Origin of the sequence: Acidianus ambivalens (genome assembly GCF_009729015.1) — an archaeon.
GTDB lineage: Archaea > Thermoproteota > Thermoprotei_A > Sulfolobales > Sulfolobaceae > Acidianus > Acidianus ambivalens.
In genome coordinates, this window is record NZ_CP045482.1 from 818,588 (window position 1) to 844,461 (window position 25,874).

General features: G+C 33.7%; 31 protein-coding genes. 10 read left to right on the forward strand and 21 right to left on the reverse strand.

Translation table 11 applies throughout. The features are described 5' to 3' along the window. Nucleotides 1-13 precede the first annotated feature (13 nt). A complete protein-coding gene (locus D1866_RS04885) occupies nucleotides 14-1,165 on the reverse strand; it encodes a hypothetical protein (protein ID WP_152942382.1) in 1,152 nt (383 codons plus the stop codon). Nucleotides 1,166-1,188: 23 nt separating this feature from the next. Then, nucleotides 1,189-2,274, reverse strand: coding sequence for an MFS transporter (locus tag D1866_RS04890; RefSeq protein WP_231136419.1), 1,086 nt, complete (start codon nucleotides 2,272-2,274; stop codon nucleotides 1,189-1,191). 105 nt (nucleotides 2,275-2,379) lie between these two features. Here D1866_RS04890 and D1866_RS04895 point away from each other — a divergent pair, with 105 nt between their 5' ends. Together D1866_RS04895 and D1866_RS04900 are read left to right on the forward strand one after the other, a co-directional pair. Continuing rightward, entirely contained in the window at nucleotides 2,380-2,610 is a 231-nt protein-coding gene (locus D1866_RS04895) for a hypothetical protein (RefSeq protein ID WP_152942380.1), read from the forward strand. Beyond that, complete coding sequence (locus tag D1866_RS04900) at nucleotides 2,579-2,980, forward strand: type II toxin-antitoxin system VapC family toxin (RefSeq protein WP_152942378.1); 402 nt, start codon at nucleotides 2,579-2,581, stop codon at nucleotides 2,978-2,980. Before D1866_RS04895 ends, D1866_RS04900 begins: the two co-directional genes overlap by 32 nt. On the opposite strand, the gene D1866_RS04905 is transcribed toward D1866_RS04900, so the two are convergent. Together D1866_RS04905 and D1866_RS04910 are read right to left on the reverse strand one after the other, a co-directional pair. Next, complete coding sequence (locus D1866_RS04905; protein ID WP_152942376.1) at nucleotides 2,970-3,698, reverse strand: hypothetical protein; 729 nt, start codon at nucleotides 3,696-3,698, stop codon at nucleotides 2,970-2,972. The genes D1866_RS04900 and D1866_RS04905 overlap by 11 nt on opposite strands. A gap of 2 nt (nucleotides 3,699-3,700) precedes the next feature. Beyond that, nucleotides 3,701-5,602 (reverse strand): 4Fe-4S binding protein, encoded by a 1,902-nt coding sequence (locus D1866_RS04910; RefSeq protein WP_152942374.1) that lies wholly within the window; start codon nucleotides 5,600-5,602, stop codon nucleotides 3,701-3,703. 293 nt (nucleotides 5,603-5,895) lie between these two features. Here D1866_RS04910 and D1866_RS04915 point away from each other — a divergent pair, with 293 nt between their 5' ends. Further along, nucleotides 5,896-7,002, forward strand: a complete 1,107-nt coding sequence (locus D1866_RS04915) for an MFS transporter (protein WP_152942372.1) — start codon at nucleotides 5,896-5,898, stop codon at nucleotides 7,000-7,002. On the opposite strand, the gene D1866_RS04920 is transcribed toward D1866_RS04915, so the two are convergent. Continuing rightward, complete coding sequence (locus tag D1866_RS04920) at nucleotides 6,997-8,286, reverse strand: RNA-guided endonuclease InsQ/TnpB family protein (RefSeq protein ID WP_155861064.1); 1,290 nt, start codon at nucleotides 8,284-8,286, stop codon at nucleotides 6,997-6,999. The genes D1866_RS04915 and D1866_RS04920 overlap by 6 nt on opposite strands. Then, a complete protein-coding gene (locus D1866_RS04925; protein ID WP_152942370.1) occupies nucleotides 8,264-8,848 on the reverse strand; it encodes an IS607 family transposase in 585 nt (194 codons plus the stop codon). Before D1866_RS04925 ends, D1866_RS04920 begins: the two co-directional genes overlap by 23 nt. Before the next feature lie 228 nt (nucleotides 8,849-9,076). Between D1866_RS04925 and D1866_RS04930 the strand changes: the two genes are divergently transcribed. Further along, nucleotides 9,077-10,201, forward strand: a complete 1,125-nt coding sequence (locus D1866_RS04930) for an MFS transporter (RefSeq protein WP_152942367.1) — start codon at nucleotides 9,077-9,079, stop codon at nucleotides 10,199-10,201. A gap of 34 nt (nucleotides 10,202-10,235) precedes the next feature. Here the strand turns inward: D1866_RS04930 and D1866_RS04935 are convergent, their stop codons facing one another. From D1866_RS04935 to D1866_RS04955, 6 genes are all read right to left on the reverse strand, one after another. Beyond that, nucleotides 10,236-11,606 (reverse strand): ABC transporter permease subunit, encoded by a 1,371-nt coding sequence (locus D1866_RS04935; RefSeq protein WP_152942365.1) that lies wholly within the window; start codon nucleotides 11,604-11,606, stop codon nucleotides 10,236-10,238. Continuing rightward, a complete protein-coding gene (locus D1866_RS04940; RefSeq protein WP_152942363.1) occupies nucleotides 11,603-12,505 on the reverse strand; it encodes an ABC transporter ATP-binding protein in 903 nt (300 codons plus the stop codon). Before D1866_RS04940 ends, D1866_RS04935 begins: the two co-directional genes overlap by 4 nt. Before the next feature lie 75 nt (nucleotides 12,506-12,580). Beyond that, nucleotides 12,581-13,789, reverse strand: coding sequence for a radical SAM protein (locus D1866_RS04945; protein WP_152942361.1), 1,209 nt, complete (start codon nucleotides 13,787-13,789; stop codon nucleotides 12,581-12,583). Then, the gene (locus D1866_RS04950) at nucleotides 13,725-14,426 is read right to left on the reverse strand and encodes a hypothetical protein (protein ID WP_152942359.1); all 702 of its coding nucleotides are present in this window, start codon (nucleotides 14,424-14,426) and stop codon (nucleotides 13,725-13,727) included. The genes D1866_RS04945 and D1866_RS04950 overlap by 65 nt, the downstream gene beginning before the upstream one ends. Before the next feature lie 43 nt (nucleotides 14,427-14,469). Then, nucleotides 14,470-14,583: a heavy metal-binding domain-containing protein gene (locus tag D1866_RS13820; RefSeq protein WP_420809234.1), complete on the reverse strand. Its 114-nt coding sequence runs from the start codon at nucleotides 14,581-14,583 to the stop codon at nucleotides 14,470-14,472. Continuing rightward, nucleotides 14,565-14,783 (reverse strand): YbjQ family protein, encoded by a 219-nt coding sequence (locus tag D1866_RS04955; protein WP_231136420.1) that lies wholly within the window; start codon nucleotides 14,781-14,783, stop codon nucleotides 14,565-14,567. The genes D1866_RS13820 and D1866_RS04955 overlap by 19 nt, the downstream gene beginning before the upstream one ends. Before the next feature lie 81 nt (nucleotides 14,784-14,864). On the opposite strand from D1866_RS04955, the gene D1866_RS04960 reads away from it, so the two are divergent. Next, entirely contained in the window at nucleotides 14,865-15,962 is a 1,098-nt protein-coding gene (locus D1866_RS04960; protein ID WP_152942357.1) for an S-methyl-5-thioribose-1-phosphate isomerase, read from the forward strand. 136 nt (nucleotides 15,963-16,098) lie between these two features. Here the strand turns inward: D1866_RS04960 and D1866_RS04965 are convergent, their stop codons facing one another. Beyond that, nucleotides 16,099-17,181 (reverse strand): hypothetical protein, encoded by a 1,083-nt coding sequence (locus D1866_RS04965; protein ID WP_152942355.1) that lies wholly within the window; start codon nucleotides 17,179-17,181, stop codon nucleotides 16,099-16,101. A gap of 1 nt (nucleotide 17,182) precedes the next feature. After that, nucleotides 17,183-18,382, reverse strand: a complete 1,200-nt coding sequence (locus D1866_RS13085) for a hypothetical protein (protein WP_196773488.1) — start codon at nucleotides 18,380-18,382, stop codon at nucleotides 17,183-17,185. 630 nt (nucleotides 18,383-19,012) lie between these two features. Between D1866_RS13085 and D1866_RS04975 the strand changes: the two genes are divergently transcribed. Continuing rightward, a complete protein-coding gene (locus tag D1866_RS04975) occupies nucleotides 19,013-19,564 on the forward strand; it encodes a hypothetical protein (RefSeq protein ID WP_152942353.1) in 552 nt (183 codons plus the stop codon). Between the two features lie 162 nt (nucleotides 19,565-19,726). Here the strand turns inward: D1866_RS04975 and D1866_RS04980 are convergent, their stop codons facing one another. The 3 genes from D1866_RS04980 to D1866_RS04990 are packed head-to-tail and all read right to left on the reverse strand — an operon-like array spanning nucleotide 19,727 to nucleotide 20,879. Then, on the reverse strand, nucleotides 19,727-20,068 hold the full coding sequence (locus D1866_RS04980) for a nucleotidyltransferase domain-containing protein (protein WP_152942350.1): 342 nt from the start codon (nucleotides 20,066-20,068) through the stop codon (nucleotides 19,727-19,729). Then, nucleotides 20,056-20,232 carry a HEPN domain-containing protein gene (locus tag D1866_RS04985; protein WP_152942348.1) on the reverse strand — a complete coding sequence of 59 codons (177 nt, stop codon included), beginning with the start codon at nucleotides 20,230-20,232 and terminating at the stop codon, nucleotides 20,056-20,058. The genes D1866_RS04980 and D1866_RS04985 overlap by 13 nt, the downstream gene beginning before the upstream one ends. Then, nucleotides 20,229-20,879: a hypothetical protein gene (locus D1866_RS04990; protein WP_196773490.1), complete on the reverse strand. Its 651-nt coding sequence runs from the start codon at nucleotides 20,877-20,879 to the stop codon at nucleotides 20,229-20,231. Before D1866_RS04990 ends, D1866_RS04985 begins: the two co-directional genes overlap by 4 nt. A gap of 87 nt (nucleotides 20,880-20,966) precedes the next feature. On the opposite strand from D1866_RS04990, the gene D1866_RS04995 reads away from it, so the two are divergent. Next, nucleotides 20,967-21,434, forward strand: a complete 468-nt coding sequence (locus D1866_RS04995) for a PaREP1 family protein (protein ID WP_155861066.1) — start codon at nucleotides 20,967-20,969, stop codon at nucleotides 21,432-21,434. Here the strand turns inward: D1866_RS04995 and D1866_RS05000 are convergent. From D1866_RS05000 to D1866_RS05015, 4 genes are all read right to left on the reverse strand, one after another. Next, nucleotides 21,427-21,828, reverse strand: coding sequence for a type II toxin-antitoxin system VapC family toxin (locus tag D1866_RS05000; RefSeq protein ID WP_155861067.1), 402 nt, complete (start codon nucleotides 21,826-21,828; stop codon nucleotides 21,427-21,429). The genes D1866_RS04995 and D1866_RS05000 overlap by 8 nt on opposite strands. Then, the gene (gene vapB / locus D1866_RS05005) at nucleotides 21,812-22,024 is read right to left on the reverse strand and encodes a type II toxin-antitoxin system VapB family antitoxin (RefSeq protein WP_152942344.1); all 213 of its coding nucleotides are present in this window, start codon (nucleotides 22,022-22,024) and stop codon (nucleotides 21,812-21,814) included. Before vapB ends, D1866_RS05000 begins: the two co-directional genes overlap by 17 nt. Before the next feature lie 88 nt (nucleotides 22,025-22,112). Then, nucleotides 22,113-22,439 (reverse strand): nucleotidyltransferase domain-containing protein, encoded by a 327-nt coding sequence (locus D1866_RS05010; RefSeq protein ID WP_155861068.1) that lies wholly within the window; start codon nucleotides 22,437-22,439, stop codon nucleotides 22,113-22,115. Then, a complete protein-coding gene (locus D1866_RS05015) occupies nucleotides 22,424-22,843 on the reverse strand; it encodes a HEPN domain-containing protein (protein ID WP_152942343.1) in 420 nt (139 codons plus the stop codon). Before D1866_RS05015 ends, D1866_RS05010 begins: the two co-directional genes overlap by 16 nt. A 228-nt stretch (nucleotides 22,844-23,071) precedes the next feature. Between D1866_RS05015 and D1866_RS05020 the strand changes: the two genes are divergently transcribed. From D1866_RS05020 to D1866_RS05030, 3 genes are read left to right on the forward strand one after another with little or no spacing between them, the layout of a single operon-like run. Next, the gene (locus D1866_RS05020; protein ID WP_152942341.1) at nucleotides 23,072-24,046 is read left to right on the forward strand and encodes an ABC transporter substrate-binding protein; all 975 of its coding nucleotides are present in this window, start codon (nucleotides 23,072-23,074) and stop codon (nucleotides 24,044-24,046) included. Beyond that, the gene (locus D1866_RS05025; protein ID WP_152942339.1) at nucleotides 24,047-25,045 is read left to right on the forward strand and encodes a FecCD family ABC transporter permease; all 999 of its coding nucleotides are present in this window, start codon (nucleotides 24,047-24,049) and stop codon (nucleotides 25,043-25,045) included. After that, a complete protein-coding gene (locus D1866_RS05030) occupies nucleotides 25,026-25,694 on the forward strand; it encodes an ABC transporter ATP-binding protein (RefSeq protein WP_155861069.1) in 669 nt (222 codons plus the stop codon). Before D1866_RS05025 ends, D1866_RS05030 begins: the two co-directional genes overlap by 20 nt. Nucleotides 25,695-25,874: the final 180 nt, after the last annotated feature.

Sequence of the window (25,874 nt, forward strand, 5' to 3'; positions counted from 1 at the left end):
TAGTACTCCATTTTTAAATGAATTTGTTTGTCTTTAATCCATAAAGGAGTAATTTATAGTCCTTCCCACTAACGTAAGTAGATACTATAGCACTCATTACTATAGAATAAGGAATAAAATACATGTCACCAATCTCCTTCATAATTGATATAATTCTTATTGATTTTTTTAAAGCTAAAGGATTTACAGCAGGAGAAACTTCTAAGTTTAACCAACCGTACTTCTTAACTTCCTCCTTAATTTCTTTAAAGTCCACACCATTATCTATTGCCTTCTGAAAATCCCTCTCAACGTCAATTATTAATTCCTTTAATTTAACAAATAAGTGAACCGCGTCTTCTAAGGAAATTCCGCTCTTCTTTAAAGCCCAATTAGCGTATCTGAGGGAGGAGAGTAATATTCTTCTGCTAGTTTCACTTTTTGATTCTATAAATGAAGATAATTCCTTCGACTCCAATTTTCCTAATTCTTTCTCTAGGAATTTCCTTGAAAAATAAAGCCTATCTTCATTCAGCTGAGTTACTGTAATCTCTTCGGGGTCTATAAGTACCTCACCCATCTTTAAGCCTATTCTAGGTGGAGAATTAGATAGGAAGACGTATGGCCTAAAGAAAGGGAAAAGCTCTTTAGAAACTAAAATCACGTATGTAGTTAACCCCATGTAATCGCTTACTATTTCCTTCCCAGAGGTCACTTTCTTTACAGTCTCATCAAAATTTGGAGTATAAAACCTCCAAACATAAGGGAATATATATTTTGGCTCTTCATCGCTCGAAGGTTTAAAGAACTCCTTTAAGGACAACTTATCTAGAATGAAGTCCTCATATTCTTCCTTTATTTTTTCTGCTTCTTTCTCGTCTTTAAACTTGTTGAGTAGAAAGCTTATAGCGTTTCGAGCGTATTCCTTTCCAGAGATATAATCGTTTAAAACCTTCTGTTGGAAATAAGTAGCATAAATTGGAAAATCCTTATTCCTTATCTCGTTAATTTCGTCGCAAGACTCAAACTTTATGCTTTCAATAACTTCTAGATATTCCTTCTCTTCCGGCTTTTTCTCATACATAAAAGGCAGTAAGAATAGGGAAACTACAAAGTTAGGGTCTGTAAACTCCTTCCTATTGCCTGCGTCAATTAGTATTGAGTTTGGCAGTATTGATTCTAGCATTATGTAAATATGTGAAACAAGGTTTAAAGATGTTCCTCTCTCTTGAACCAAATGAAGAAAAGGATTGTGGCGAAGGAGTAAAGGAAACCAGTAATGAAGAACGGTAAAATTAAATTTCCCTCATTAAAGAAGTAACCTCCTATGCTTGGTCCTATAGCCCTTGGTATGGATTCCATAAAGTTCACTATTCCATTAGCTCTTCCCCTTTCTTCCTCAGGAATTAACCTTAAGAGGAAACTTTCAAATACTGGAGAGGTCATATTCATTAATACATTTCTAACCACGAATATTAATGAAGCTATTAAAAAATCTGGAGACAAGGGCAGTAGAAAGAGGAGAACAATTGCCATGGAATGAGTATAAACTATGGTTTTAACTCTACCAAGCCTTTCAGCTAATAAAACAGAGCCGTAACTACTAAAAGCTAAAGTTAACTCTGATAATGCGAAAACCGGGCTCATTTCTGGCCCCGTTACTCCGAACTTTAAATAAAACCAAAGAGACATTAACGGAATTACCAATCCTGCTCCTAAACCTATTATTGCCTCTGTTGAGAACTTTGATACGACTTTAATGCTACCTATCTTTAACTTTTTACTGCCTTTGAACTTTTCTGTTATAGGAAGAAGAAGTGATAGCGCTACTAAGTTAATTAGAACATCTAAGAAGAGAATTCCCCTATATTCCAGAAATATTGGTAACAAACTTCCCACAACTGAAAATAAGATAGTAAGGCTTTGCCTTAAACCCAGTGCCTTGTCCAAATTACTGGATTTTTCTGCTAATAAAGAAAATAGAAGTCCGCCTGCACCCCAGGTTAATGAGAATATGTAAGCAATTGGAATACCTAGGAAGAGAAAGAAGAAGGATACCGTACTTATTAACCTAGAAATTATAGCAAATTTCTTCCTCCCATAGAGATCGCCAAGAAATGATAAAATGAGGGAAACGAAAGAACCTACCAAAACTCCCAAGGAAAGTAATTCTCCAATTTCTAATGCAGATAAACCTAAAGAGAGTAGATAAAGTGAAATAATTATAGAATTGCTACCCATTATCAATCCTGACAATGAGGATGAAAGTATAAGCAAGAATTCTTCTTTTCTCACGCGTATCTATTTAGCTAGACCCTTTTATTGTTAATCTCTCGTATAGAAGCAGTTTCTAAAAACCTCTACCTAATGCTTAAATATCCGGTGGAAAAAGTAGAAAATATGGAAAGCATAAAAATAAAGCCAGAAACTAAGAAGAAGCTCACGGAAATTGCCGGAATGCTTGAGAAAAAGACCGGCAAGAGAGTATCCTATGACGACGTTATAAACTATTTAATTGAGAAGAGGTCTAAGGATAGGAAAACTGCTGAAAAATTATTTGGAATAGCTAAAGGAGTGAATTTATACGAGGAACTCTTAAATGGACGTAAAGAAGACGAAAATAGTTCTTGATTCCGGAGTTATCTTATCGTTTCTTGAAGGAGAATTTCGAGATTATTATGAAAAGATATTGAATGAAGAGATTATACCTTATATCAACACTGTTAATCTTACAGAAGTATATTATGTACTTTGTAGAAAAATAGGAAAAGAAAAAGCAGAAGAGATTATCAAGAGTATAATAAAATCCGGATATTATGAAATAATAGGTGTTAAACCTAGAATTTTAAAATATGCTGCAGAATGCAAATGCGCATATTCAATTTCATTAGCTGACTGTTTTAGTATAGCTACTGCTAAATTCCTTAAAACCAAAGCATTATTTAGGAGAGAAGAAGAGCTTGCAAAGAAAAGCATAGAAGAGGTAGAATTTATTGACTGAGTAGTGAGAAGTAATAAGTTATCATTGATACAGTAATTACAACGTCGTAGATTATGTAAACCTTGAATAATAGTAATAAAGATAAAATTAATGCCACATATATCCCTCTTATAAAGCCTTTACTATTTATTACTCCTAATCCGCTTAAAGCCAAGGAAATAGCTAAGGATGAATAAAACCACTTGGCATTATCTATAAGCGTAGGCGGGAAAGAGGTTATGCCGATTAAAGGAAATAAGTCTTTCCTAAACTCACCCTTGATGTAGTGGATTAGATAAATTGAAAGCATTTCGGCCATCATAGGGTAAAAGAACCAACCACTATTGAAAGTAAAGTAAAATAAATTGCTCACCCCACAAGCAATATTAAAAGTTAAGCTCATCAAAATCTCGTTTGCAACTGCAAGGAGAGATACGCTTAATGAACTTATAGAGCTCGTCTCAAATTTTACCTTAAACTTCTTAATGAAAGGAAATACCAAAAGAATGTAGGCAATCATTGTAAAATTATTTATTAATATTGCCTCAGCAAGAGATAGGTTACTAGGAGATAATAAGTAAAAGCTTGCGCCTAAGAACATTGTAATCATCATTACGAAGCCGAAAACAACTAAAGAAAAGCCTAACTTGCTCTTTACTCTTTCAGCCTCGTGAAGTAAAAATACAATAGCTGTTATCATTACTCCCGCAATTATTGAAAGTAAGAAAAGATCTTCCATGTTCAACTACTCACTTTCCTAAATTTTTCCTTTAGCCAATGCCTAACGTCGTAGAACATTATATTGTCATAAGGGCAAGCGTTCACACACTCTCCTATGCCTATGCATTTCATTGATCTGAACTCTCCATTCTTTATGAAGGAAGCTCTCATGTCAGTAAGCCCTACTGGGCAAGCAGTTGCACAGTCCACGGTTTTGCAATTTAAGCATTGTTGGGAGTCTTTCACTTTTAGCCTAAATAATCCTATTCTGCTTACTGCTTGATTAAATACTCCCCAGTAACAATAGCCGGTAGTTACACAAGCGAAAGTTCCTAGGAAAGGAATAGATATGAAGAGAATATACCACATTATGTCGAACCAAATGAAGTATATAAGTAAGGTAATATCAACACCATATACCGTAAAATGCAGGATTCCTTCGCTGTTTAGGTAAGATACAATTGCAGAAGCTAGTACGAAAATCGAAACTCCCAAGGCTATTGCCTTATACCAGGGTGAAAGCTTAGAAGTTAAGGTCTTCTTTCCAAGCCTTGAAGTTCTATTATATACTTTTAATGAGTCATAAAAGTTACCTTGATACATTAAAGGTGCAGTACAAGTGACTGCACATAAATTCCTACTACCAAACAAGAAAGAGAGTATTGCATACACCACGTAAGTACCTATTAGTCCTACGAGGACGGAATTACTTATAGGGGCAAGAGTTCCTATTCCCATTGACCATAGATAAGGAATGTATTGCGAAATAGAGGATATAGGAGAGAAAGTAGGTATGTAAATTGTGTAAATAGCATAAGCTATTATCATTAACATCATTCTTACCCTAACCTCCCTGACGTGCATTTCCATCATTTTCTTAAAAGCTAAGAATCCCATTTCTATTCCCATCATTATAAGGAACCATACACTGCCCAACACGCTTCCAACTATATCTATGAAATCCCAAATTGCACCTTGTACGGAATTTAACGGCAACCAAGGTAACGATAAACTTGAAATGAAACTGCTTATTCCGGGAGAAAATACTCCTTCAACGAAATCCAGAGTTCCTCCCATAAAGAATTCCATTACGAAGGTTAGGAATATTATTCCAAAAGCTAACTTAGAGTTCCTTAAATAGTTTCCTTTTATCGAATTTGGTCCTGCTAGAGACCTAAAGATAAACCAAGTCATGGCAATCATCATTGAAACTTCGAATACTACAAGAGTTGAATAAATGAAGTACAAGAACTCTCCTAGCATCATTAACATATACATTGCCATTAGCTCCATCGTTGTAAAGGTCTCTTGGTTCGCCCTTAGCCTTTGATTATAAAGCGTTTCATATATCATTATCGTTGCTCCTATCATTATTATTGCTGAAGCCCAGAAAGGTATAACAAAGTTGGGGAAGAGTGCAGGAAACCACGGCATTAGTAAAAGTGACGAAAGAAGGTAGTTTCTAGTAATTTTATCTAATTTTCTGTAGGATAAATAGAAAGTAAAGGACATTTCTGCAAGCATTACGCTTACAAACCAAACGTTTTCCACAGAAGAATCTATTGTAGCAGGCTTTCTTGTTTGCAGGACTACAAATAGTGAACCCATGAAGAACTCTGAAGTAACCATAAATAGGGAAAAGATTGCGTAAATAACTCCTCTTTTTCTTTCTATATTTTTAATTGAAAGGATTGAGTATAAACCAAGGAAAGCATAAGCTCCATTTGTCACTAGGAAATAGAATAGACAATGATAAGCAACATAAAGGTAAGCACCAATGTTCATTGTTAGCATCATTCCTTCAATGTATAAAGCTGTAAGTACTCTCCTTTCACTCCTCCATTTCTCTACCTCATAAATTACGTAAATCATTAAAGCAAGCATTGAGAATGCTATTCCAAAAAGGAGAAGGAAATTATTCATGATAGAAGATGCGTACTTATGTTTATAACTTTTTCTTACTAAATCTATATAACTTTTTTATGATTATTTCCTTTATATTTAGATTTAATCCTTATTTGGTTATTGTACACGAGTATATAATGACGTAAATTTAATTCAATAATACATAATGTAAGAGATTTTATTGAATGAATTGGATTATAATGTTAACTTTCTCTTTGCGTTAAAAGGTGAGTTTGTAAAGAGGCTAATGAAGATATTTAATTTAGAAGGAGATTGATGAATATAATACAGGGAATGTGAGGTACAAATAAATGACAACTAACTGGAGAAGTGCAATATTTACCATATCTACTATTAAACTGCTTGACTTTACAATAACTTTGTTTGCTTACTTGGAAATATGGATAATATCAAAAATTTCTGAATCTAGCTTAATTACTGGAATTCTATTTACACTCATGTCAGTACCTTATTTCTTTAGTTACTTTACTGGAACATTCATTGACATGACAAGAAATAAAAAGGGAATTTTATTCTCATTAGTATTCATATTTTTTATTATATTACTTATATCTCAATTAGAGTTACTGAGCAACAATTTCTTGGCAATTATTTTGGCATTCTACCTTTCAATGATAATAGGCGGTATAATTATAGACGGTTCAGAAACCATTTTATCTATCTGGATTAAGGAAAACGTTCACGAAAGTGAATATAAAAAAGCCTCTTCTATAAACAGAGTTATTACTAGGTCTTTAAGGCTAATAGCTGTCACACTTGGGGGAGTGCTTCTTACAATAGATTTGAAATACTCGCTTTTTCCACCGTTAATAATTCTAGGAGCTATAATACTTTTATTATTACCTATAAAAATGCCCAGCAGTAATCAATCGAAAACTTCGTTAAAGCAAGGGTTCATTGAAGGGTTTAATTATATAAGGAAAAATAAAGTACTAACTCAGTTCACAGTTCTTACAATTGAAAATCTATTCTTTAATATGCAAGGAATATTAATACTTTACTACGTTGAGAGCTTCCTGCATAAGGGGCCACTTTACTTTAGCTTACTAAGTGCGTCTGCGGAAATAGGTATAATATTAGGTTCTATGCTTGCTGTAAGAATTAAAAAAGGCAAATTAGGGTATTATAATGTAATCTTTCGCTCACTCATTTCTGCCTCCTTAGTATCTTATATTTTAATTCACAATATATTCTTGGCAGTCGTACCTACATTTGTTATATTTCTATCTTCTGGAATTAATTCAGTCCTAACTTCTTCGGCACTGCTAAGGAATATAGATAAGGAATACATGGGAAGAACTTATGGATTCATAGGAGTTATATCAAACGGTTTAGTTACTTTTTCGGGACCTTTAGGTGGAATAATGATACTAACCTTAGGGGTTTGGGCTTCATAGGATTTCATAATATTTAATATCAACCCTTAGCCCTTGGGCTTCACCAGAGTCACGGGTAAACCCGTTACCCCTCCGCCCCTTTAGCGGGATAACCCCAACCCACACCCGCGGAATATCACGGATGTGGGGAAACCCGCACATTTTGAGGTAAATATTTAGTGACGCGTTCAATTGCCTATCTAGAGTGAACCCACACCTCTCACAATGAAAAGTCCTGCCAACATTTCGGGAAACCCATCCACATCTGGGGCAGGACTTTGAAGTGAGGTGCGGGTTAACCTCATTAACAAAGGAACCGTAAAGAGGAGCCTTATACTTTAAGATGCGGTGAATTGACCTCCACACAGTCTTAGAAATCTTTTTAGAAAGGGAGTCGTTAGCATCTTCAAACATCTCTTGCTTATTCAGTTTTTCAACAGCAAATGTCGTCATAGGGTACATTTCCAACAACTTATTCACGAACTTGTGAACATAATCCAGTACACGGTTCCTCTCACGGTGGGAATATTTTCTCATCAACTCCTTCCCCTTCCTACCGTGCTTTGAAGCAAAAGACTGTATTTTACTCCTCTTCAACTCCATACCGTACTTCATACTGTACAACTCCTTCAAGGAAAACGTGATAAACTTATCACCGTCGTATGCGTCTAGAGTATAGAGGTTACTATCAATAGAGAGAAAGTCAAGGGGAGTAAACCAAGGTAATCTGTAACGAAATGGCAGGTACACCTTATCCTCCTTTATCACGGGCTCACCTAGTTCTAGCCCCTTAACCCTTCGTGAAAACCAAGTGTGAGACCAAGAGAATGTGACGTATTCATAAGGTCTTACTGTAATCCTTACGCTCTCGCCATCAACCTTTCTAAGAGTTGATTTTACCCTAACGTAAACCTTCCTCAGTGTTGGTTTACTCAGTGACGCTTGTCCCTTCTCGACTCTCCTCCTCCAACTTTCCAGTATTGAGTAAGCGTCATTAATTGCCTTATCAACGTAGTGGGAAGCTAACTTGTTGATCTTCTCTAACTCGTCTCTTAACACCTTGTACACTTCCTTCTTTTTAGGTAACTTGACTTTGACCTTCGTGAGTACTTTCTTACTCTTCTTCGCTTCTTTTCTCTCCATCTTAGTTCTATCCCACAGCCAGTCTAAAGCTCTCTGCAATAGGACTCTGTAGTTCTCTAATAATATCTTGCTTTCTTCCTTCTTATCATTCTCCAAGGAGTAAGTTAGGTAAATGTACTCCTCTTCTGGTTGGAGTGATTTAATTCTTAAGTTCTTCGACACACTTTTTCACCTTTTCGTATTTTTGACTCCTCATTCCGTAGAGTTTCCCGCTAAAGGAGACTAGGATTGAGACCAGATCCTCTATTAGCTCTTGTTCCGGTGTTTTGTCCTCATTGTTTAATACCACGAGTTCGCAATTATGTGCTTTGCACACTTCCTCTATTATCTCGAAACCAAACCTAACTAGTCTGTCTGGGTAAGCCACAACGACCTTTGACACCTCGTTGTTTAGTATCATTCTTAACAACTTGAGGAATCCTTTTCTCTTCATGTTTAACCCAGAACCTACGTCTGTTATTACTTGGTCGTATTCTTTGACGTTCTCCTCTAGGTATTTTACTTGGTTCACCAAGTCGTCTTTTTGTGCGTTTGATGATACCCTAGCATAAAGTATCACTTTCCTCTTTCTAACGATTCCCATCAGTTTTTCTACGTCTTCTTCCCTAAACCTCCACTTCCCGCTCTGTAGTATTACTGGTTTGATGTAACCCTTCTTTACGTATTCTCTAAGCGTTGCATAGGATATTCCTAAGCGTTGGCATACTTCCTTAGGTCTTAGCATTGTATAAGAATTTATGATGAAATAATATAAACTTTACGGTTCATCGAAAACTGTTGGCAACGGCGTAGGAATTTCTTACGTGGTAGTGGGTATAGTAAGTATATTATTCACATTACTTGAAGTCAAGTTCAAAGAATTTTACAACCTAGAAATATAAACGTTTCATCCTATGGAGACTCCGGCTATTCTTAGTAAATCTTTTTAACGAGAAGAGAAGCGAATATGTTGTTGAAGGAAATCAATAAGCTTGCGTTAATAGGTGGGTCTAGAGCTTTAAGCGGTTCAATAATATGGCCTTTTATAGGTTTTGCACTTTACGAAGTTTACCACTTCTCTCTCGATTTCGTCTCCCTTTTTTATATTATACAAGGAGTAATAAGTGTCCTCGCTTATATTATAGGAGGATACATGACTGACTTTCTAGGAAGAGTTAAATCAATGGTTATCTCCTCTCTCTCGGCTTCAATCTCTCTACTCTTAGCGTTTTTACTTAATCTTCCTTTAGCTATTGTCTTCTTTATCCTACTCCAAACGTTCTTTAATTCGATATATAACGTTTCTAATACTTCTATGGTTGGGGATTTAAATAAGGAGTTTAAAGGTTTAGTAATCTCTTTCAGTAGAATAAGAGTTGGAATAAACGCGGGTTGGGCAATAGGACCGGTTATTGGAGGGATTCTGTTTACAATTTCAGGATTTAGGGAGTTACTCTTGGTTTCTTCAATAATTTCTCTTTTACCTATACCGTTGCTCTTTTCTTTACCTGATTTTAAAGGAAAAATAGGCATTTCTCTAAACCTATCAAAAGAGTTTATCCTTTTCCTAATACCTACTTTCTTAACCTTCATGATAATGGGGCAACTAGGATTTTCCTTACTTACCTACTATAACCTAATCGTAGGATTGTCAACGTTTCAAGTTAGCTTACTTTTCATGGTTAATGGATTATTAATAGTCATCTTCCAGGAATTTATAGGAAGAAGACTCACTACAAAGATGATAATTCTAGGCATGATAATATATGCTTTCTCCTACTTATCTGTTGCTTTCGTGACTAATTTTATTCTTGCAGTAATTGATATAGTCTTTATTACTTTAGCAGAAATGATAGTTTCTCCTCTTTCGCAAGCCATTGCTTCTTCATTATCAAGAGATGAAGTGAGAGGAAGAGAGATAGGAATTTACGGAATGGTAACGGCCTTGGGCAGAGTACTGGGTTCTTCTTATGCAGGTTTTCTAATGAATTATTACCTTTACTCGTCTCCTCTCATCCTGTGGTTTTTAATATCCTTATTAGGATTCTTTTCAGCTTTGCTTTATTATCCTTTAATAAAAAGAGACAAAAATGAATAATAAGGGCTAAATGAAAAGTCAACTTCCTTAAAGGTTAGAGATCCATCCTTCTGAACTTTAAGTATCCTAACAATGATAGACCTATTAGCCAGGCTAACTGTGCAGCTATAGATATTCCTAAATTAAACGGCGCTCCTGCTAATGTTAAGTGAGTTGATAAGTACATTGCAACTGAGCAGATGGACGTGGGATTTACGTAATAACCTATAATGTTTACTACGTTAGTTGGCAAAAATATTGGCAATAGTCCTTCAACTATTCTAATGATGAAGAATAGTGCTATTGAGATACCAAGGGTCGCTGTGGCAGATTTAATGAAATTGCTTAGCATGAAGGAAAGTATGTAATAGAAACTTAAGATTGAAACTAATTCTATTATCAGCATAGTAACTACAAAGCTTGGGAAATAATGTACTAAAACTGAAAAAACACCGCCTACTATAAGGCTAAATATAATACTAGTAACTACTCCAGTTAATAACCCGCTGGTAAGTCTGGTTAGGTAAAAGCTAGCCCTAGTTAACGGCCTCGATATTATAAACTCTACTGCTCCGCTATCTATAAGCTTGGAATAAAGTACGTAAGCTAGGTATATCATTATTATTGGGAAGAATGATTGGAATAAGGAAGAGGATGAAATAACACCTTGGTTAATTGAGTATTCTATATGCGGTATAGGAGAGTATTCAGACGTCAACGCTAATCCCCTTATGTTCTTATCTCCCATTGAAATAAACTGAGTGCCAGGCTTAATTTTTATTGAAGTAATAGTTATATAATCGGAATAATTAATGATACATGATCCTATAATCTTTAGACCCTCGTTATAAAAGGTTAAGTTAAGTTCGCCTTTATTAGAGATAGTGACAAGAATCAATTTTCCTACACAGTTCTTAACTCCAGTAACTATAGCTAGCGCTTCTCCATTATATTCCTTATAATTATAGAATTCCGAAACATTACATATGATCTGAACAGACATCATTACGGGTTGTTGCAATAAGGATTCACTGCCTGCAACACTTGTTATTGCCTTCTCTTGATATGTTGAATATTTGACTATTATGCAACTTGCATTATTACCTTGGATAGTGAAAAATCCTGAAGAATTACTTTGTACTGTAGATATAACTTTACCAGAATAGCTTAACATTTCTATCGTAGTTACTAACGGGTTACCTTGATTGTCGAATACATAACCGTGAACTACTACTGTACCATTAGGATATTTGAAAACTATACCAACAAAGTTCATATTATAATATGAAGACGGAGGTAAATTTCCAACAGACGTGTGATAGACTAAGTAACCTATTCCTATTCCTACTACTGCAAACACCACTAAGAAAATAACGACGGATAATCTAAGGAAAGACCTTTTAAAATCATAAATGATAGGGTTCATTGATCACCACTACTAATTATTTGGAAGAACAAGCTTTCAAGATCCTGCCTTACATAACCAATATCAAGTATACCGTAAGGTTTTAACGCTCTTACAACGTCCTCTAGATCTCCCTTAAAGTTCTGTATTATTATTACTCCGTTATTTAATGTAGGCTCTCCAAAATCCTTACAAGCCTTTAGTGCTTCCTCTGACGGAGAATTGAGAATTATTCTCAAGGCGTTCGTGGAAACTAATTTTCTTAAATCTTCCATCTTCTCCTCCTTAACTATTTTACCTTTATGTAAAAACACTACTCTATCTGCCAAAGATTCTACTTCTGAAAGTATGTGGGAAGAAAATAGTACGGCCTTTCCTTCTTTCTTTAGCCTTAACGCTAAATTTCTAAAAAACTGTATGCCTTCGGGGTCTAATCCGTTAAGTACCTCATCAAATAGGAAATTCTTTGGGTTAGAAATTAAAGAAACTGCTAGAGCAAACCTCTTCTTCATTCCTTGAGAATAGTTCTTTAACTTGTCATTTTCTCTTCCTGAAAGGCCTACTTCCTCAAACAATCTTTTTCCCATACTTCTGGCTTCGTTTGTAGGAATTTTATAATATCCTGCAATATAAACAAAATAATCTAAAGCTTTTACGTCTTGCTCAAAATTTGGAAGTTCTGGAACCCAACCTACATTTTCCGAGGCCTTTTTCTTATCCTTAGTTATGCTATATCCGTCTATAATTACGTCGCCCGAAGTAGGGTAAAGAACGCCAGTCGCAATCTTAATGGTTGTAGTTTTGCCTGCGCCGTTTAAACCAACAAAGCCTACTATTTCGCCGTCGTTAACTGTAAAACTTTCCCCCTTTAAAGCTTGAAAATGTCCATAAAACTTAACTAGGTTTTCTACTCTTATCATAAAATCCTTTTCATAAACCATAATTTAAAGCTTATCATATTATGATATGATTTTTAAGAATATTACAAAACTTCATTAACTCTTGAGCAATAAGCTGAATAACTGTACGAGGAAAATAGGACTTTTTACGTTTAATTTTTTCAAAAATTCACCTTTTGTTTCTTTATTCTTTAAAATAATCTTATCTATTAACGAAATCATTATTCTATTTTTAATAATTTTCCTACTTATATTCCAGGATTTATATAACGCCTCATAATAGTTATCTCCCTCATTGGGTAAAGGTATAACTAAAGCTTTGTAGCCTTCAAGCGTGGAAATAGAATCTGAGGGAACAAAAATCATTGGATAAATAAAATTATTATTTAGTTCCTTAATCTCGTCTCCTTCTACTTCAACGTTACAGACTCCAGGCTCTTTGCTAAGTACTGGAGTTCTATAATTCTTCTCATTAAGATTTAATATTCTACTTACTCGCCTTAAGTCTATCTTACTAATTCCTTTCAAGCTTATTTGATTAAAGAATACCTTACCGAATTCAGACGACATTTTCAATAAGGAAATTATTTCCTCCTCATCACCGTAGGAGAAAAGGTCAGGAGAAATCAAATTTACTTTACCTTGGATGGACTGAATTTTCATCTCGCTCAGTATTACTTCCCTAGGAATTTTCCTATTTCCTCTCATAACTTCAACTTCAGCCATAGCTGATGGAGCTTTAATTGGGTAAAATTTTTCAGCAGGAGTTCCTTTAATTATGCCCTCTTCAGTTATAGCCTTATGAATGACGTTTTCTGCCTCACCAATTACTATGGTATCAATCCAATCTTCCTCCTTCTTTTCTACTAATTCCCATGCTCCTGGACCTCCAACAATTACTTTAAATTTAAACCTTGATTTAAGTTCTCTTATTTTTGCAGAAAATTTTTGGAAAGAATAATAGAACCTTGGATTTTCGCCGAAAGCCTCTTTTATTGCTAAGGAAGGCTGAGTTAATGCTAACGGATCGTTAACATAAATCCCTAGAATGTCGGGTTTTCTAATTTTTGACGGCGGTAATATTATAGAATTTGTCATAGCCTCTATTTTCCTCAAACCGTAAGGAGGATACCTATTCTTCCTTACAATTGGCAGAATTCTTTCTGGTAAGGGAGGAAGAGAATAAAAAGTTGCTTCGTCTGCTGTAAGTATCATCACTTTCTTTTTCTTAAACGCATTATTATGTGTTAACAGTACAGTACATGGTATTACATAGAGCCTTATAACATAAGGTAATTGATGCACAGGCTAGCTTACATATTAACGTACAATATTTATAAATTTTACCTGGATTTAACCAATTATATACATTTATACTATAGTTTTTGCATACGTACTTTGTCACGGTTTTATTTCCTTCTTTTACACATTTTTTACAAACTATATGAACATATAGTTTTAGTAGATATATTGGGACATTTCCACAATTTGTTACAATATATTTCAAAATTGAATTACAGTTTAGTATCTCTCCCTTAAGTTTTATTGTTGCATTTTCTATTCTAGGTTTTGCATACTTGAATTCAGAATAATTGCCTATCAATATTTTTAAATATGTTACACTAGCTATTTCTGGAATTCTCTTGAAACATCTTAAACAGCCATAAACTAACTTACATATTTTAACAATTTCTTTAAAACTACAATTTAAAATTCCTTCAACATATACTAATTTATTAGCATTTATAGAGTAGCAGAGAAATACCGAGCCGTTAAATAAGAATTCTGTGGCATTATACTTAACATATCTATATGTAAACTCATTAAATTGAATTATTTTAGCATAACATATCGAGGAATATAAACTGGAAAGAGTAAAGTAAATTACTCCTAAGCCTATTAGTATTATGGATACTGATGGTACAAGAATTCTACCTATCATTGCTATTTCTATCTATTTATAAAGGAAAGTGGAACCCGAAAGTTTAATGTATATTTTTAATAACCTTAACTGCAGTACCATAAGCTATTATTTCATCATACTCATCGTTAATTCTATGGGAATCGAATCTAATTGAAATTATAGCATTAGAATTAATCTCCTTTGTATCATTTCGTTCATAGCGGTCATTCTAGCCTTCTCAGATAATTCTAAGAACTTCTTAGCTTCTTCTTCTCTATTTAAATTAATTTTTTTATAAAGGAGAGAAACTCCTACAACTATCCCTAATATTTGTATAACCATATATCCAGGAATTTCATCAGCTGTCGTAACAAAAATTTCTTGTTGCTGAGACATATAATTTATTTTACATTGAAAGATTATAAAAATTACGTTTATCTACGCTAAAAATTTAATCTCACGTTAAATAGTATATTCATGAAAGTCTCATTAAAGGAACTAAAAGAGAACTTTAACCCTAAACTAAAGCCAATTATATGGAATGATGATAAGAACACTTTAACCCTCCTAGACCAATCTGCCTTACCTTTTGAAACTACTTATGTAGAATTAAAAGATCCAGAAGGAATTTCTTCTGCAATAAAACTTATGAAAGTTAGAGGAGCTCCTGCAATAGGAATTACTGCAGCGTATGGAATGGTGACCGCATTAACTTCAGATACTCCTGAAACACTAGAAGAGGCGATAGAAAAATTAACCAAAGCTAAAAAAGTTCTGGATCAAGCAAGGCCTACAGCAGTCAATTTAACGTGGGCTACTTCAAACATGCTAAACAACGCAAAGAAATACGTAGAGCAAGGTGAAGCGAAAAGCGTTAATGAGTTAATACTACTTCTAAAAAGAGACGCTAAAAAGATCTTCGACGATGAACTAGAGGCAGAATTACAGATGGGAATATATGGCTTAGAAAAAATAAACGATGGAGATACGATACTTACGCAATGTAATGCCGGAGGCTTAGCTACTGGAACTGGATTAGGAACTGCTTTAGCGCCAGTTAAGGTTGCACATATGCTTGGAATTAAGGTTTCAGTAATTGCACCAGAAACAAGACCCTGGCTACAAGGAAGCAGGCTTACAGTCTATGAATTAATGACTGACGGTATTCCAGTAACATTAATTGCCGACACTGCTGTAGGACTCGTTATGTATAAAGGAATGGTAAATAGCGTTATGGTAGGGGCAGATAGGATATTATCTGATGGTCACGTTTTTAATAAAATAGGCACATTTAAAGAGGCAGTAATTGCTCATGAGCTTGGAATCCCGTTCTACGCTTTAGCTCCAATTTCTACTTTCGACTTAAAGAGTAGAGTCGAGGACGTTAAAATAGAGGAAAGGGATCCTGACGAGGTTAGGACAATTAGAGGGATTCCTATTGCTCCTGAAGGAGTTAAGGTTTATAATCCAGTATTTGATGTAACTCCGCCAAAGTACGTCACTGCAATAATAACTGAAAAAGGCATAATATACCCTCCATTTGATAAAAATATAAGGAAAATTGTTGAAAAATAAAATTTGTATTTTCATCCTATTTTTAAAATTTAAAAAAGATATACTTATTGTAGTTTTTAGGCAACCATGATTGAAGAAATGTAACCAATCATACTAATATAGTAACTTGTTCTATAACAACAATATATAGGTAATATTAATACAGATTGGAATTAAGTTTCTTAAATTTCTCCCTTCTATACTTAACTTCCTCTATTTCTTCCCATTTTATCTTTCTCTTATTTCTTACATCTTCATAAAGAACAATCGTCTTTGGAAAATCATTTATTTCATTAACCTTAACTTCCGCTAAGCCAGTTAATACTTTTAATACGTTTAGTAACTCAGGAGACTTAAAAGGAATTTTCCTCCTTAAAAATTCCTTAACCACTTTGTAAAACTCTTCATAATAGTCTCCTGGAGATAAAACATACCTACCGTCTTCTGGAGGATATAAATGAATGCCGTAAGTAATTAAACCACCTCTAACAACTTCAAAAGGATGGCCACCGCAATAGGATTCATCGCTTAGCCATTTCTTAAACGCTATGGCGTCATCTAAAGGTAATTCCATCATTCCACAATCCCTTCCATCAGCATAACGCCTATATAATTCTTTCAATTCGCCATTAACGTCAAGACCTAGGGCCTCATAAATTACTTTAACTGTCCTGAGGTAATCTCCTAGACTTATATCTCCTTCAATTTTCCTACTTAAATTATCCTTATATTTTCTTAATATTTCCTTAGCTTCTTCAATAGTTATTATAGGGTCTTTTACATACTTCAGCTTAACTTTACCTTCTAAATAATGCTTATCTATATAATCAACTGTTATTATTAATCCCCTATTAATTTGGAACTTAGAGAAAGATATAAGTCTTAATAGTAAATTCCTAACAAACGTGTCAGCTTCTTCATTACCTTTCTTTATCTCTATTTTACCTCTAGTGTTTATGAATATTTCATAAATATCGTATTTTTTAAGATATGCTAAACCTACAGGTATAAATCTTATTATAGAATTTTTCAATTTTACAGGACAGAAGAAGTTATAATAAATCTTAGCATAATCGCTTTCCCTAGTAGGATAAGCTAAATCTTCTAATTCCTTCGCTAAATTATAAAGCTCGTCGCTCTCATAAGTAGGGGGATTAATATAGTTCGCGTCTATTTTATACATTACAAGCGGATAAGAATTTATTATTCCTAGAATTTCCTTTACATCTTCATTAAGCATGTCATAAAATCTGGCTTAAAATTGGGGACGTAATCGAAACTATCTTAAGAACTAGTAAAGAGATTACAGCTTCAGTTACTAAAATTATGCAGAGATTAAGCTTACCTTTAAGAAGAACGAAAAACCCAGAAATAAAGGACAGAGGAAATGATGCAAAATATAAAGCTAAAATTTCTGAAATATTTAAGTTACGTCTAAATAAGAATATTAAAACTGCAGATACTAGACTGAAGGCAATATAAATATAATTCCTCAGCACAACGTCGTCTAGAGTTAATAATAACGCAAATATAACGAATACCTTGTTTCTCTCCATGTTATAATCTCTTATACTAAAAACAATTCCTAGGGAAGCTCCGATAATATAAAAGATTACAGAGTACACAGAATAATGCATCTCAATATAAAAGAAGAGAGGTATAAATACAAATAATGAAGAAAGCCTTTGTACTGCAGAAAGACCAACGAAAGGATTAACTAACGACATCGCTGAAGCGAAAAACGGATATGCGCTTATCTTCAATTTAGGTAAGGATATTATAATTGATGAGAAAACGATAGCTAGAAATATTTCTGAATTGAATAAAAAGAATTTGTATGCAATGAAATCCAATGCAAGGGAGATAATGAACTGGGAATATTTGTCAATAAATGAAATTATCATCTTATAGTAGTCACGTAATATATTCAGAATGTAAAGAAAAATTATTGAAATAGAGATTATTTCTTCTTGAGTATATTCACCTTCTATAACAAAATATATAGAGGAAAATAAAGGTAAAAGAATGTAAAGAAAAATTTCTCTCTTTCTGATAACGTCGTATAATGAAGAAAATGAAAGAAAAGGATTAATAAAGGATAAATCTGGAGGTACAAAATTTAAGAATTTCAGTTTTTTGAAGTTTTCTGCATATTTTATTGATATGATTGCAAAATACGGATAAAAAGGAGAAAATAGTAATGATACTAAAGGGGAGAAAGAAACTATTGCAGGTATAAGGAACGGTAATTTAAAGTAAAAAGCTAATGCAGATAAGTAAATTACTGCAGAAGTCCTCAAGGAAATCTTACCTTCAATTATTGCCGAAATTACTCCAGCTATCAAGAGGAAATATGCAATGTTCCCATATTCTTCATGCATTGTTAATGCGCTTAATATCAAGAACATTATGCCAGAAATTATTAACCCTCTTTTTTCCAATGCCCCTGCTAGAAATAATATAAGATAATTTTGGGTTAAAAGGGAAAATAAAGTAGCCAAGGAAAAGGAGAGCGAGAATTTTCTATCTATATAGAGAAGAGGAAATGCGAGCAAAGTTATTAGAGCATGAAATGGAGAAAAAAAGTAGCAAAATTGAGGAAACAAAAGGTGGGAAATATTTTAATCTTATAAGAATTCCTAGAGAAATTATTGTAAGCAAATATAAACAATAATGAGGAAAGAAAGATGATATAAATAGTAAAGAACCTAGAATAATTTCTAACCTTAGCTTGTCCACTTAAAAAGAATATTAATAAGTATTTAAAAAACTATTGATTCAATTTTCCAAGTCTCTCATGGGACATCACTTAATCGATTCACTCTTCCATAAGATGAGTAGAAGAGAGTTAATAGTCCATTAAGTTGCTCAATCGTTCTCGTAATTGAAGAGTTAAGGAAAACATTAAATAGGTAGAGAAATATATAAAATACGAGAGATCTATCTCGATGAAAATCCTATTTGACCCCTCGGGGTAAACCGAGGAGAATGAAAATAGGTATGCTCTCGACCCCTCGGGGTAAACCGAGGAGAATGAAAGAGCATTTTAATTACAATAACTATTCATTTTCATGAACTCATACTTCGTATTTGTAGATGAATCTTATAGACCCAATATTTTCGCTTTATCGGTTGTCTGGACTAAAAATAAAACCGAGCCTTGCAAAATAAAAAATGAGGCCCTTAAGAAGATTAGGAAAGAAAAATATCATTTTCACTTCAAAAACGACGACGATGAAATAAGGAAAAACTTCATGAATACTATCCTAAAATCTTCAATAAATTTCGGTATAATATTAACCGAATATCCTTCTTCATGTAGCGAATATGCCAGATACTATATAGCGGAAGTAATAAATAACTTACCCGTAGAGGAGAATTCTAGAGTCGTAATTACAATAAAGGGAATAAATGATTGGATAAATAAAAAGAAATGTAAAATAAACGAAGAAGTTATACGCTGGATAAGAAAGAGGATATTTTATACAATAAAATTTAATGATAAGGCAGGACTAGAAATTGCAGATTATATAGCTTCAGCTTATACATACTGTAAATTTCAAAAAGATAATTTTTGTGAACTATTAGAAAATAAGCTAACATTTTTAGTAAGAATACGTTAAGTATTTTAATTAGTTGTTGAGTATTCGTTTCGTCTATTTGAGCTTTTCATATCATCATTATTTGGACCAACTGAATGCATATACACAATACTTGAGTATTTTCAACACATGCGTATATTAATAATAGAGAGTCATAATTTTATTTCATTCAAGTAATTTTTCTCACACCTCTTTATATACATCGATAAAATGAGAATACCAGTCCTCATATTCTTCACCATTAATTACATGTATCTCAAAAGGATTAGGTCTACCAACTACTTCATTTATCTCATGATAAATCCTCAATCTGTCTTCTTCTCCTTTTACATTAATAATCACTAAGATATCAATATCGCTGTCAGGCCTAAAATTACCCCTAACATAGCTCCCAAATAGTATTACCCTACCATTGGGATCTTCCTTTCTTACCACTTCCTTTATCTTACTTAGATAGAAGTCCATATTTCTAAGAAATTTTTCTCTATTCTGAGCGTTATTTATTAATAATTCTATGAAAGACAATTCAATTCTTCCATTATTTTCTCTGTAAAGCTTAAAGCTTTTTCAGCAGTTTCTTTAGAAAAGGAATAAGGTAAATATCTTGACGTTATATAAGATTGAGTTAATAAATCCAACATTATAGTATCGACATCATTTTTCCCCTTTCCTTCTCTATTTTTAGTCATATCAAATTGATTATTTCTTCCACATCATTTATTTCAAAGGCCTCAGGAGTAAAACTTCCTTGACTTATCGGAACGTATTCTATCGAATCCCTGGTCTTTACCTCTACATCCTTAAGTTTAAAAAGCAACTGAGGATCTTCTAAATCCTCCTTCCAAAAGTGGATATGAAAACCCCTACGAGTAGTTATAACAAGCCTAGGCTTTAATCCCTTCATCTGCTCTAGCACTTTGGGGTCTTTAGAATCAACGTCTATCATGAAAATCTTAAAATCGATATGCCTAGGAAGCTCAGAAAATAATATCATGGAAATGTCAGGCTTTCTTTCACATTCCTGCATATACCTTATTACTGCCTCCTTTGACGCTTTAGAAATATTAACCGGATTAAGGACATGCATTATTTTTATCCATTCCTTCTTCACTTTTATTCCCCTAACCTCAAACTCGACGTTGTCCCTTATTGCTGACAATATTTTGACGGCTTTTAAAGGTTCGACATTCCATATCCTATAAAGCACTTTATCTATCTTTAACCCTTGTTCTTTAGCTTCCCTACACCTAGAAATTAAATAAAAGAGATAAGTCTCCTCCTCGTTTGGCTTTGGTAAGTATGAGTTAAAATATTCCTCTACCGTTAGTTTCCTCATCAGAAGAAAATAAACTAAGCCCGGTAAAATTCTCAACTATATGAGATTGACAATAAGCAATATATTTTTCAATCAGGAGATAATATTGTGCAATTACCAAAACAAATAGAAGATATCCTTAAAAAAGAGGCACTACAGAAAGGAATTGACGAGGAAGTATTACTTTCAGATAAACTAACCAGAGATCTTGATCCTGAAGTTAAAGTAAATCTGTATAAAGAGAAATCAACTGAACTACTAGAAGATGCTAAAAAATACCTTGAAAAGAAAGATTTTATTCAAGCTTCAGAAAAAGCATGGGGAGCTTGTGCCTCTATCGTCAAGGCTTACGCTGAAAAAAGAGGACTGGAACATTATAGGCATAGACAATTAGAGGAAATAATGAGTAAGATAATATCTGCAGAACGTAGTAAAGAATTACTCTCAGGATGGTCAGTTTGCATAAGGCTCAATTCTAACTTCTATGAAGGCTTTATGACAGAAGAAGGCGTTAAAATATCGTTAGAGGAAGTTGAGAAGTTTATAAAGGATATGATGAGGTTGCTAACTACTTGATGTTAATTACTTCTATTCCCATTTTACTAGCTACTTTAGCTTGCTTTGCATCTAAAGTTGCAAGACTTAGGTTTAAATCCTCAGCTAAAGCTAAGTAAAGAGCGGAGTATGTATTTATTCCGTATTTTATAGCAAGTTTAAAGGCTTTCTCAAGGTAATATTTACTCTCATAAACTTTCATTGCGTTTGCAAACTCATTTAATGCTTCAAAGAGCTTATTTGCTACTTCCTCATCTATTACTTTCTTTTTCTTGGCGTTACTTATTGCGTTTAACGTTTCCATAACTGCTACGTCCAGGGTTGATGAATTAGGAATTAATTCTGCCAGTTTCTCCCAGTTACTTTCTTTTAATATAACAGCAGAGAGGAGAGTTCCATCAACTACTATTCCTATTTTTCACCACCTCTTTGGCTCCTTCATAAGAGAAATTTAGTGACTTGAGGATTTCAATTGCTTTCCTTGCATGTTCCTGCCTTTCTAACTCTTCTATTTTTTCGTAAACGAATTCCCTAATAATTGAATTCCAATTAACATTGTACCTGGTCATTTTTTCCTTAAGATCTTTGGGAAGTTTTATCAGTTGACTCATACAAGAAATAGTGAAGTACAATTTTTAAGGATTTTATGCTTTAATAAAAGTATTATCTTCTATGAATTTAAGTAAATAATACATTAGGTTAGACTTCGACATATTTACCTACAAAATTTAGGAAAAATTCTTCCTCATCCTTGTTAAGAACTTGAATATTAATGTCAGCGATTTCCTCATTAACAATATTGAGAATCTCCAAAGCTCTCCTAATTTTTTCCTTATCTGTTAGTTTTTCATCATAAAATACAGCTATATCTAAATCACTACTGCCAGTAACTTTACCTTTAATTACGGAACCGAACACTATAACCTTATCAACCTTACCTAAGCTTTCAGCAGCTTTCTTCACTCTTTCTGCTATCTTCTTCCAGTTTTCCTCCAAATAATGAATGTAATCTAATCCCCACACCACTTATTGCCCCATATATTTCTTATGAGAGGCAAAATATAATCTTCAACAAAGTTCAAGCAATCCGACGCATATTCAGCGTCAACGTCTACTAGAGAATACTGTCCTTCAAATCTACTTAATTCTACTAGATTTAGCTCTTTCCTTTTCTCTTTTATGAATCTCTGTATTTCCTCAGAATAATTACCTGCAGCCATTGCTAATCCAGAAAGCAATTTTCTAATACTATGAGTTTGAGGAAAATTAACTCCTAAAAGCAAATAAGTTGATTTTATAAGAAGTTCTGCAGAAATTTGACAGTTAGTTGCTGAAACATCATAAATACCTTTATCGAATGAATCCTTTGCAGTTCTCAAGTAATTTAAAGCCCTTTTGCATAATAAAGTTGCATTATCGAATGATCCCATCTGAGGAATATTTCTTAATAAACCAAATTAAAGTATAATGACAACCTACTACCATAGTATAAGAACTCTTATCACTCTAGCTTAAATAATATTATTTTCTAGTCTGTAAATATATAATTAAAATGATATCTCATTCGTGAAATAAAGATATCTAGTGAAAGTTGATTGTGCTAAACAAAGTTTTATTTTAGTTAACTTTATAATATGGATAGGCTATACAAGTAACTCATGAATCTAAAAATTGTAGGCCTAGCAATCGTAATCCTTGTAATAATTGGTGGAGTTGCAGTCTATGAATTGATAAAAAAACCATCAACAGTTGAACAACCTTCATTAACCGAAAAACAAGTTAGGATTGTGTCTTTAACGCCCAGTGATACTCAAGATTTGATAGCACTAGGTTTAGGGAAAGATATAGTAGGAGTTGATTATTATTCTTATACATTGTTAAAACTAGTGAATAAAACGTCCTGTTTACCTAGTAATGTTACTGTATTTCCACAAATTTATCCAGTAAACATTTCCGGGCTCGTTGAGCTTAATCCTACAGTAGTTGTAGGAGAAAAAGGATTACTTTATGAGTGCATAAACTCTATGCAAAAGGCGGGCTTAAAAACATACTTGACAAACGCAGATTACGCGTCTAACTTCTATCAAATTGAAAGTTGCATATGTTCCTTAGGTAAATACTTTAATGAGACTAACGCTTCAAAAGAGCTCGTAAACTGGATGAACTCTAAGTTACAAGAATTCTCATCCTCTGGAAATAAAACTGTAGCCTACATTGACTGGATTTGTCCTAATTATTATTTCTGGACTGCTGGAGGAAACGTTTTCATAAATTCATTAATACAATTAGGAGGAGGAATTAACGCCTTTGGAGAATGCGTAAATTACGAAGAACTATGTCCTGGAAAGCTTATTGAAGCAAATCCAGATATTCTAGTGGTTAACGTTGTATACAATATTTCATATACTAAGTATTTATTATCTCACATTCCAGGAATTCAGAACGTAACAGCATATAAAGATGGAAACATATACTTCCTTTGTTGTCAATCTTCCTACTTGATAGACGAACCCGGGCCTCTAGCTGTTTACGCAGTACTTCTGTTCCACGATATAATTAACGGCACCGCTCCTCACCAAATTATGTGGTCTTGGATATATAACTGCATTAAACCAGAATTGCCGGTGTTTTAAATGAGAAAGAGCTACTTCACTCTCTTTTTTATAATACTAATAATTTTTTCATTTCCCATATCGTTCATTCTATCATTAATTTACGGGCAAATTTATATTCCATTAAACGAGATTATTTCTCCTCACGGATTTTATTACACTATTCTCTTTAGAATAAGGTTACCTACTGTAATTGCCTCAGCACTAATAGGAGCTTCCTTGTCTATTGCAGGAGCAATAATGCAACTCCTGCTTAGAAATCCATTAATGGATCCATACGTAAGCGGAACAGCTTCCGGCGGGGCATTTGGTGCAGTTTTAGCTTACTTTCTCTTAGCTTTTAATCTTCCCTTTGGTTGGTTGATTTATATTTCTCCTTTGATTGCTTTCTTTTTCTCTCTTTTGGCCACCGTGATTACTTTGGCTATAGGAAAGAAAACCGGAGTGTATGGAATAATAATTGGAGGAGTAGTAGTTTCTTATTTGTTCTCATCAATGCTTACAATGTTATTGGAGGCAATAGAATACAAATATCCGCAAGTTCCTCCTCCACTATTCTGGCTATTAGGAGAAATACAAATTGTCGGCTATGAATTTGATGAGGCTTTAGGCACTCTGGTTTTCTTATTGATTATCTTTTCTATAATTGAAAGCAGGAAACTGGATTTAGTACACATAAGTGATGAGCTTTCCTTTGCAAAGAAGGTAAATCCTAACAGATATAGAATGTTGTGGATAATATTCCTAAGTGTAATAGTAGGTTTAATAGTGTCTCAAGTTGGAATAATAGGTTTCATAGGAATCATTGTACCTCACATAGTTAGGAGAACTATTGGTGGAAATTCATCAACTCTGATTCCTTTTTCTGCAATTTTAGGTTCCTCAATTATGATGTTAAGTAATATAATAGCTAGTGGTGCCCTAGGATTCGTAATCCCAGTAACTGCGATAACATCAGTTTTGGCATCTCCCATCATCATTTACGTCTTGGTGAAGAGTCGTGTTAGTGAAGGATATTAAAGTAAGGTTAGGAGACAAGGAGATCCTACACGGAATATCCTTTTCAACTGAGGGAGGAATAAACGTTATACTTGGCCCTAACGGCTCTGGAAAGACTACTTTATTGAGAACTTTAATTGGAATGATAAAGCCTACCGAAGGGGAAATTCAAATTAATAAGAGAATATCTTATGTACCGTCTGAGTTCTTCCCTGCACAGATGAGAGTCAGAGACGTGTTACTTTCTGGAGAAAAGAGAAGAAAAATTGATGATTACATTGAAAATGCTAAGATATTAGGAGTTGAGGATTTTCTAGATAGAGAATTTTATTCTTTAAGTAGCGGAGAAAAGAGACTAGTTTTAATCTGCAAGGCTTTAACTGAAGGAGACCTAGTAATAATGGACGAACCTTTATCTAATCTTGATCTTGCAAACAAAACTAGGATAATGAACATAATGAAGGAAGTTAGCAAAATGAAGGAATTCTTAATAACTTCTCACGAGCTAGACGTCATTAATATTTCCAATAAGGTTATCATAGTAAAGAACGGAGAAGTTGTATATCAAGGTAAACCCTCTGATGTAACTGAAGAAGTATTAAGCAAAGTTTATGGAGTGAGGATAAGGAAGTACGAGATAGACGGAAAGGCAATTTTCGTAGTAAACTAAAGAGTTCTTTCTAGGTAGAATTCATTTCAATCTCTATAAATAGACGTTACGGATAGACGTAAAATAAATCTAAATTTTTATCGTTTCTAATTAAGAGAAGGTTGAATAGTATTTATAAAAAGCGAATGATAGATTACATTAATGTAAAGAGATTAACAAGGTTATAATGAAAAGAATATT

Excerpts from the sequence above, each read along its gene's own strand:
- D1866_RS04885 (WP_152942382.1), bottom strand. The coding sequence starts at position 1,165 with ATGCTAGAATCAATACTGCCAAACTCAATACTAATTGACGCAGGCAAT.
- D1866_RS05020 (WP_152942341.1), top strand. The coding sequence starts at position 23,072 with ATGAATCTAAAAATTGTAGGCCTAGCAATCGTAATCCTTGTAATAATT.
- D1866_RS04990 (WP_196773490.1), bottom strand. The coding sequence starts at position 20,879 with ATGAGGAAACTAACGGTAGAGGAATATTTTAACTCATACTTACCAAAG.
- D1866_RS05015 (WP_152942343.1), bottom strand. The coding sequence starts at position 22,843 with ATGGGATCATTCGATAATGCAACTTTATTATGCAAAAGGGCTTTAAAT.
- D1866_RS04905 (WP_152942376.1), bottom strand. The coding sequence starts at position 3,698 with ATGGAAGATCTTTTCTTACTTTCAATAATTGCGGGAGTAATGATAACA.
- D1866_RS04925 (WP_152942370.1), bottom strand. The coding sequence starts at position 8,848 with ATGCTAAGACCTAAGGAAGTATGCCAACGCTTAGGAATATCCTATGCA.
- D1866_RS04960 (WP_152942357.1), top strand. The coding sequence starts at position 14,865 with ATGAAAGTCTCATTAAAGGAACTAAAAGAGAACTTTAACCCTAAACTA.
- D1866_RS04985 (WP_152942348.1), bottom strand. The coding sequence starts at position 20,232 with ATGACTAAAAATAGAGAAGGAAAGGGGAAAAATGATGTCGATACTATA.
- D1866_RS04910 (WP_152942374.1), bottom strand. The coding sequence starts at position 5,602 with ATGAATAATTTCCTTCTCCTTTTTGGAATAGCATTCTCAATGCTTGCT.
- D1866_RS04965 (WP_152942355.1), bottom strand. The coding sequence starts at position 17,181 with ATGCTTAATGAAGATGTAAAGGAAATTCTAGGAATAATAAATTCTTAT.
- D1866_RS04895 (WP_152942380.1), top strand. The coding sequence starts at position 2,380 with ATGGAAAGCATAAAAATAAAGCCAGAAACTAAGAAGAAGCTCACGGAA.
- D1866_RS04975 (WP_152942353.1), top strand. The coding sequence starts at position 19,013 with ATGAACTCATACTTCGTATTTGTAGATGAATCTTATAGACCCAATATT.
- D1866_RS05025 (WP_152942339.1), top strand. The coding sequence starts at position 24,047 with ATGAGAAAGAGCTACTTCACTCTCTTTTTTATAATACTAATAATTTTT.
- vapB (WP_152942344.1), bottom strand. The coding sequence starts at position 22,024 with ATGAGTCAACTGATAAAACTTCCCAAAGATCTTAAGGAAAAAATGACC.
- D1866_RS04935 (WP_152942365.1), bottom strand. The coding sequence starts at position 11,606 with ATGAACCCTATCATTTATGATTTTAAAAGGTCTTTCCTTAGATTATCC.
- D1866_RS04940 (WP_152942363.1), bottom strand. The coding sequence starts at position 12,505 with ATGATAAGAGTAGAAAACCTAGTTAAGTTTTATGGACATTTTCAAGCT.
- D1866_RS04915 (WP_152942372.1), top strand. The coding sequence starts at position 5,896 with ATGACAACTAACTGGAGAAGTGCAATATTTACCATATCTACTATTAAA.
- D1866_RS04950 (WP_152942359.1), bottom strand. The coding sequence starts at position 14,426 with ATGATAGGTAGAATTCTTGTACCATCAGTATCCATAATACTAATAGGC.
- D1866_RS04900 (WP_152942378.1), top strand. The coding sequence starts at position 2,579 with ATGGACGTAAAGAAGACGAAAATAGTTCTTGATTCCGGAGTTATCTTA.
- D1866_RS04955 (WP_231136420.1), bottom strand. The coding sequence starts at position 14,783 with ATGTCTCAGCAACAAGAAATTTTTGTTACGACAGCTGATGAAATTCCT.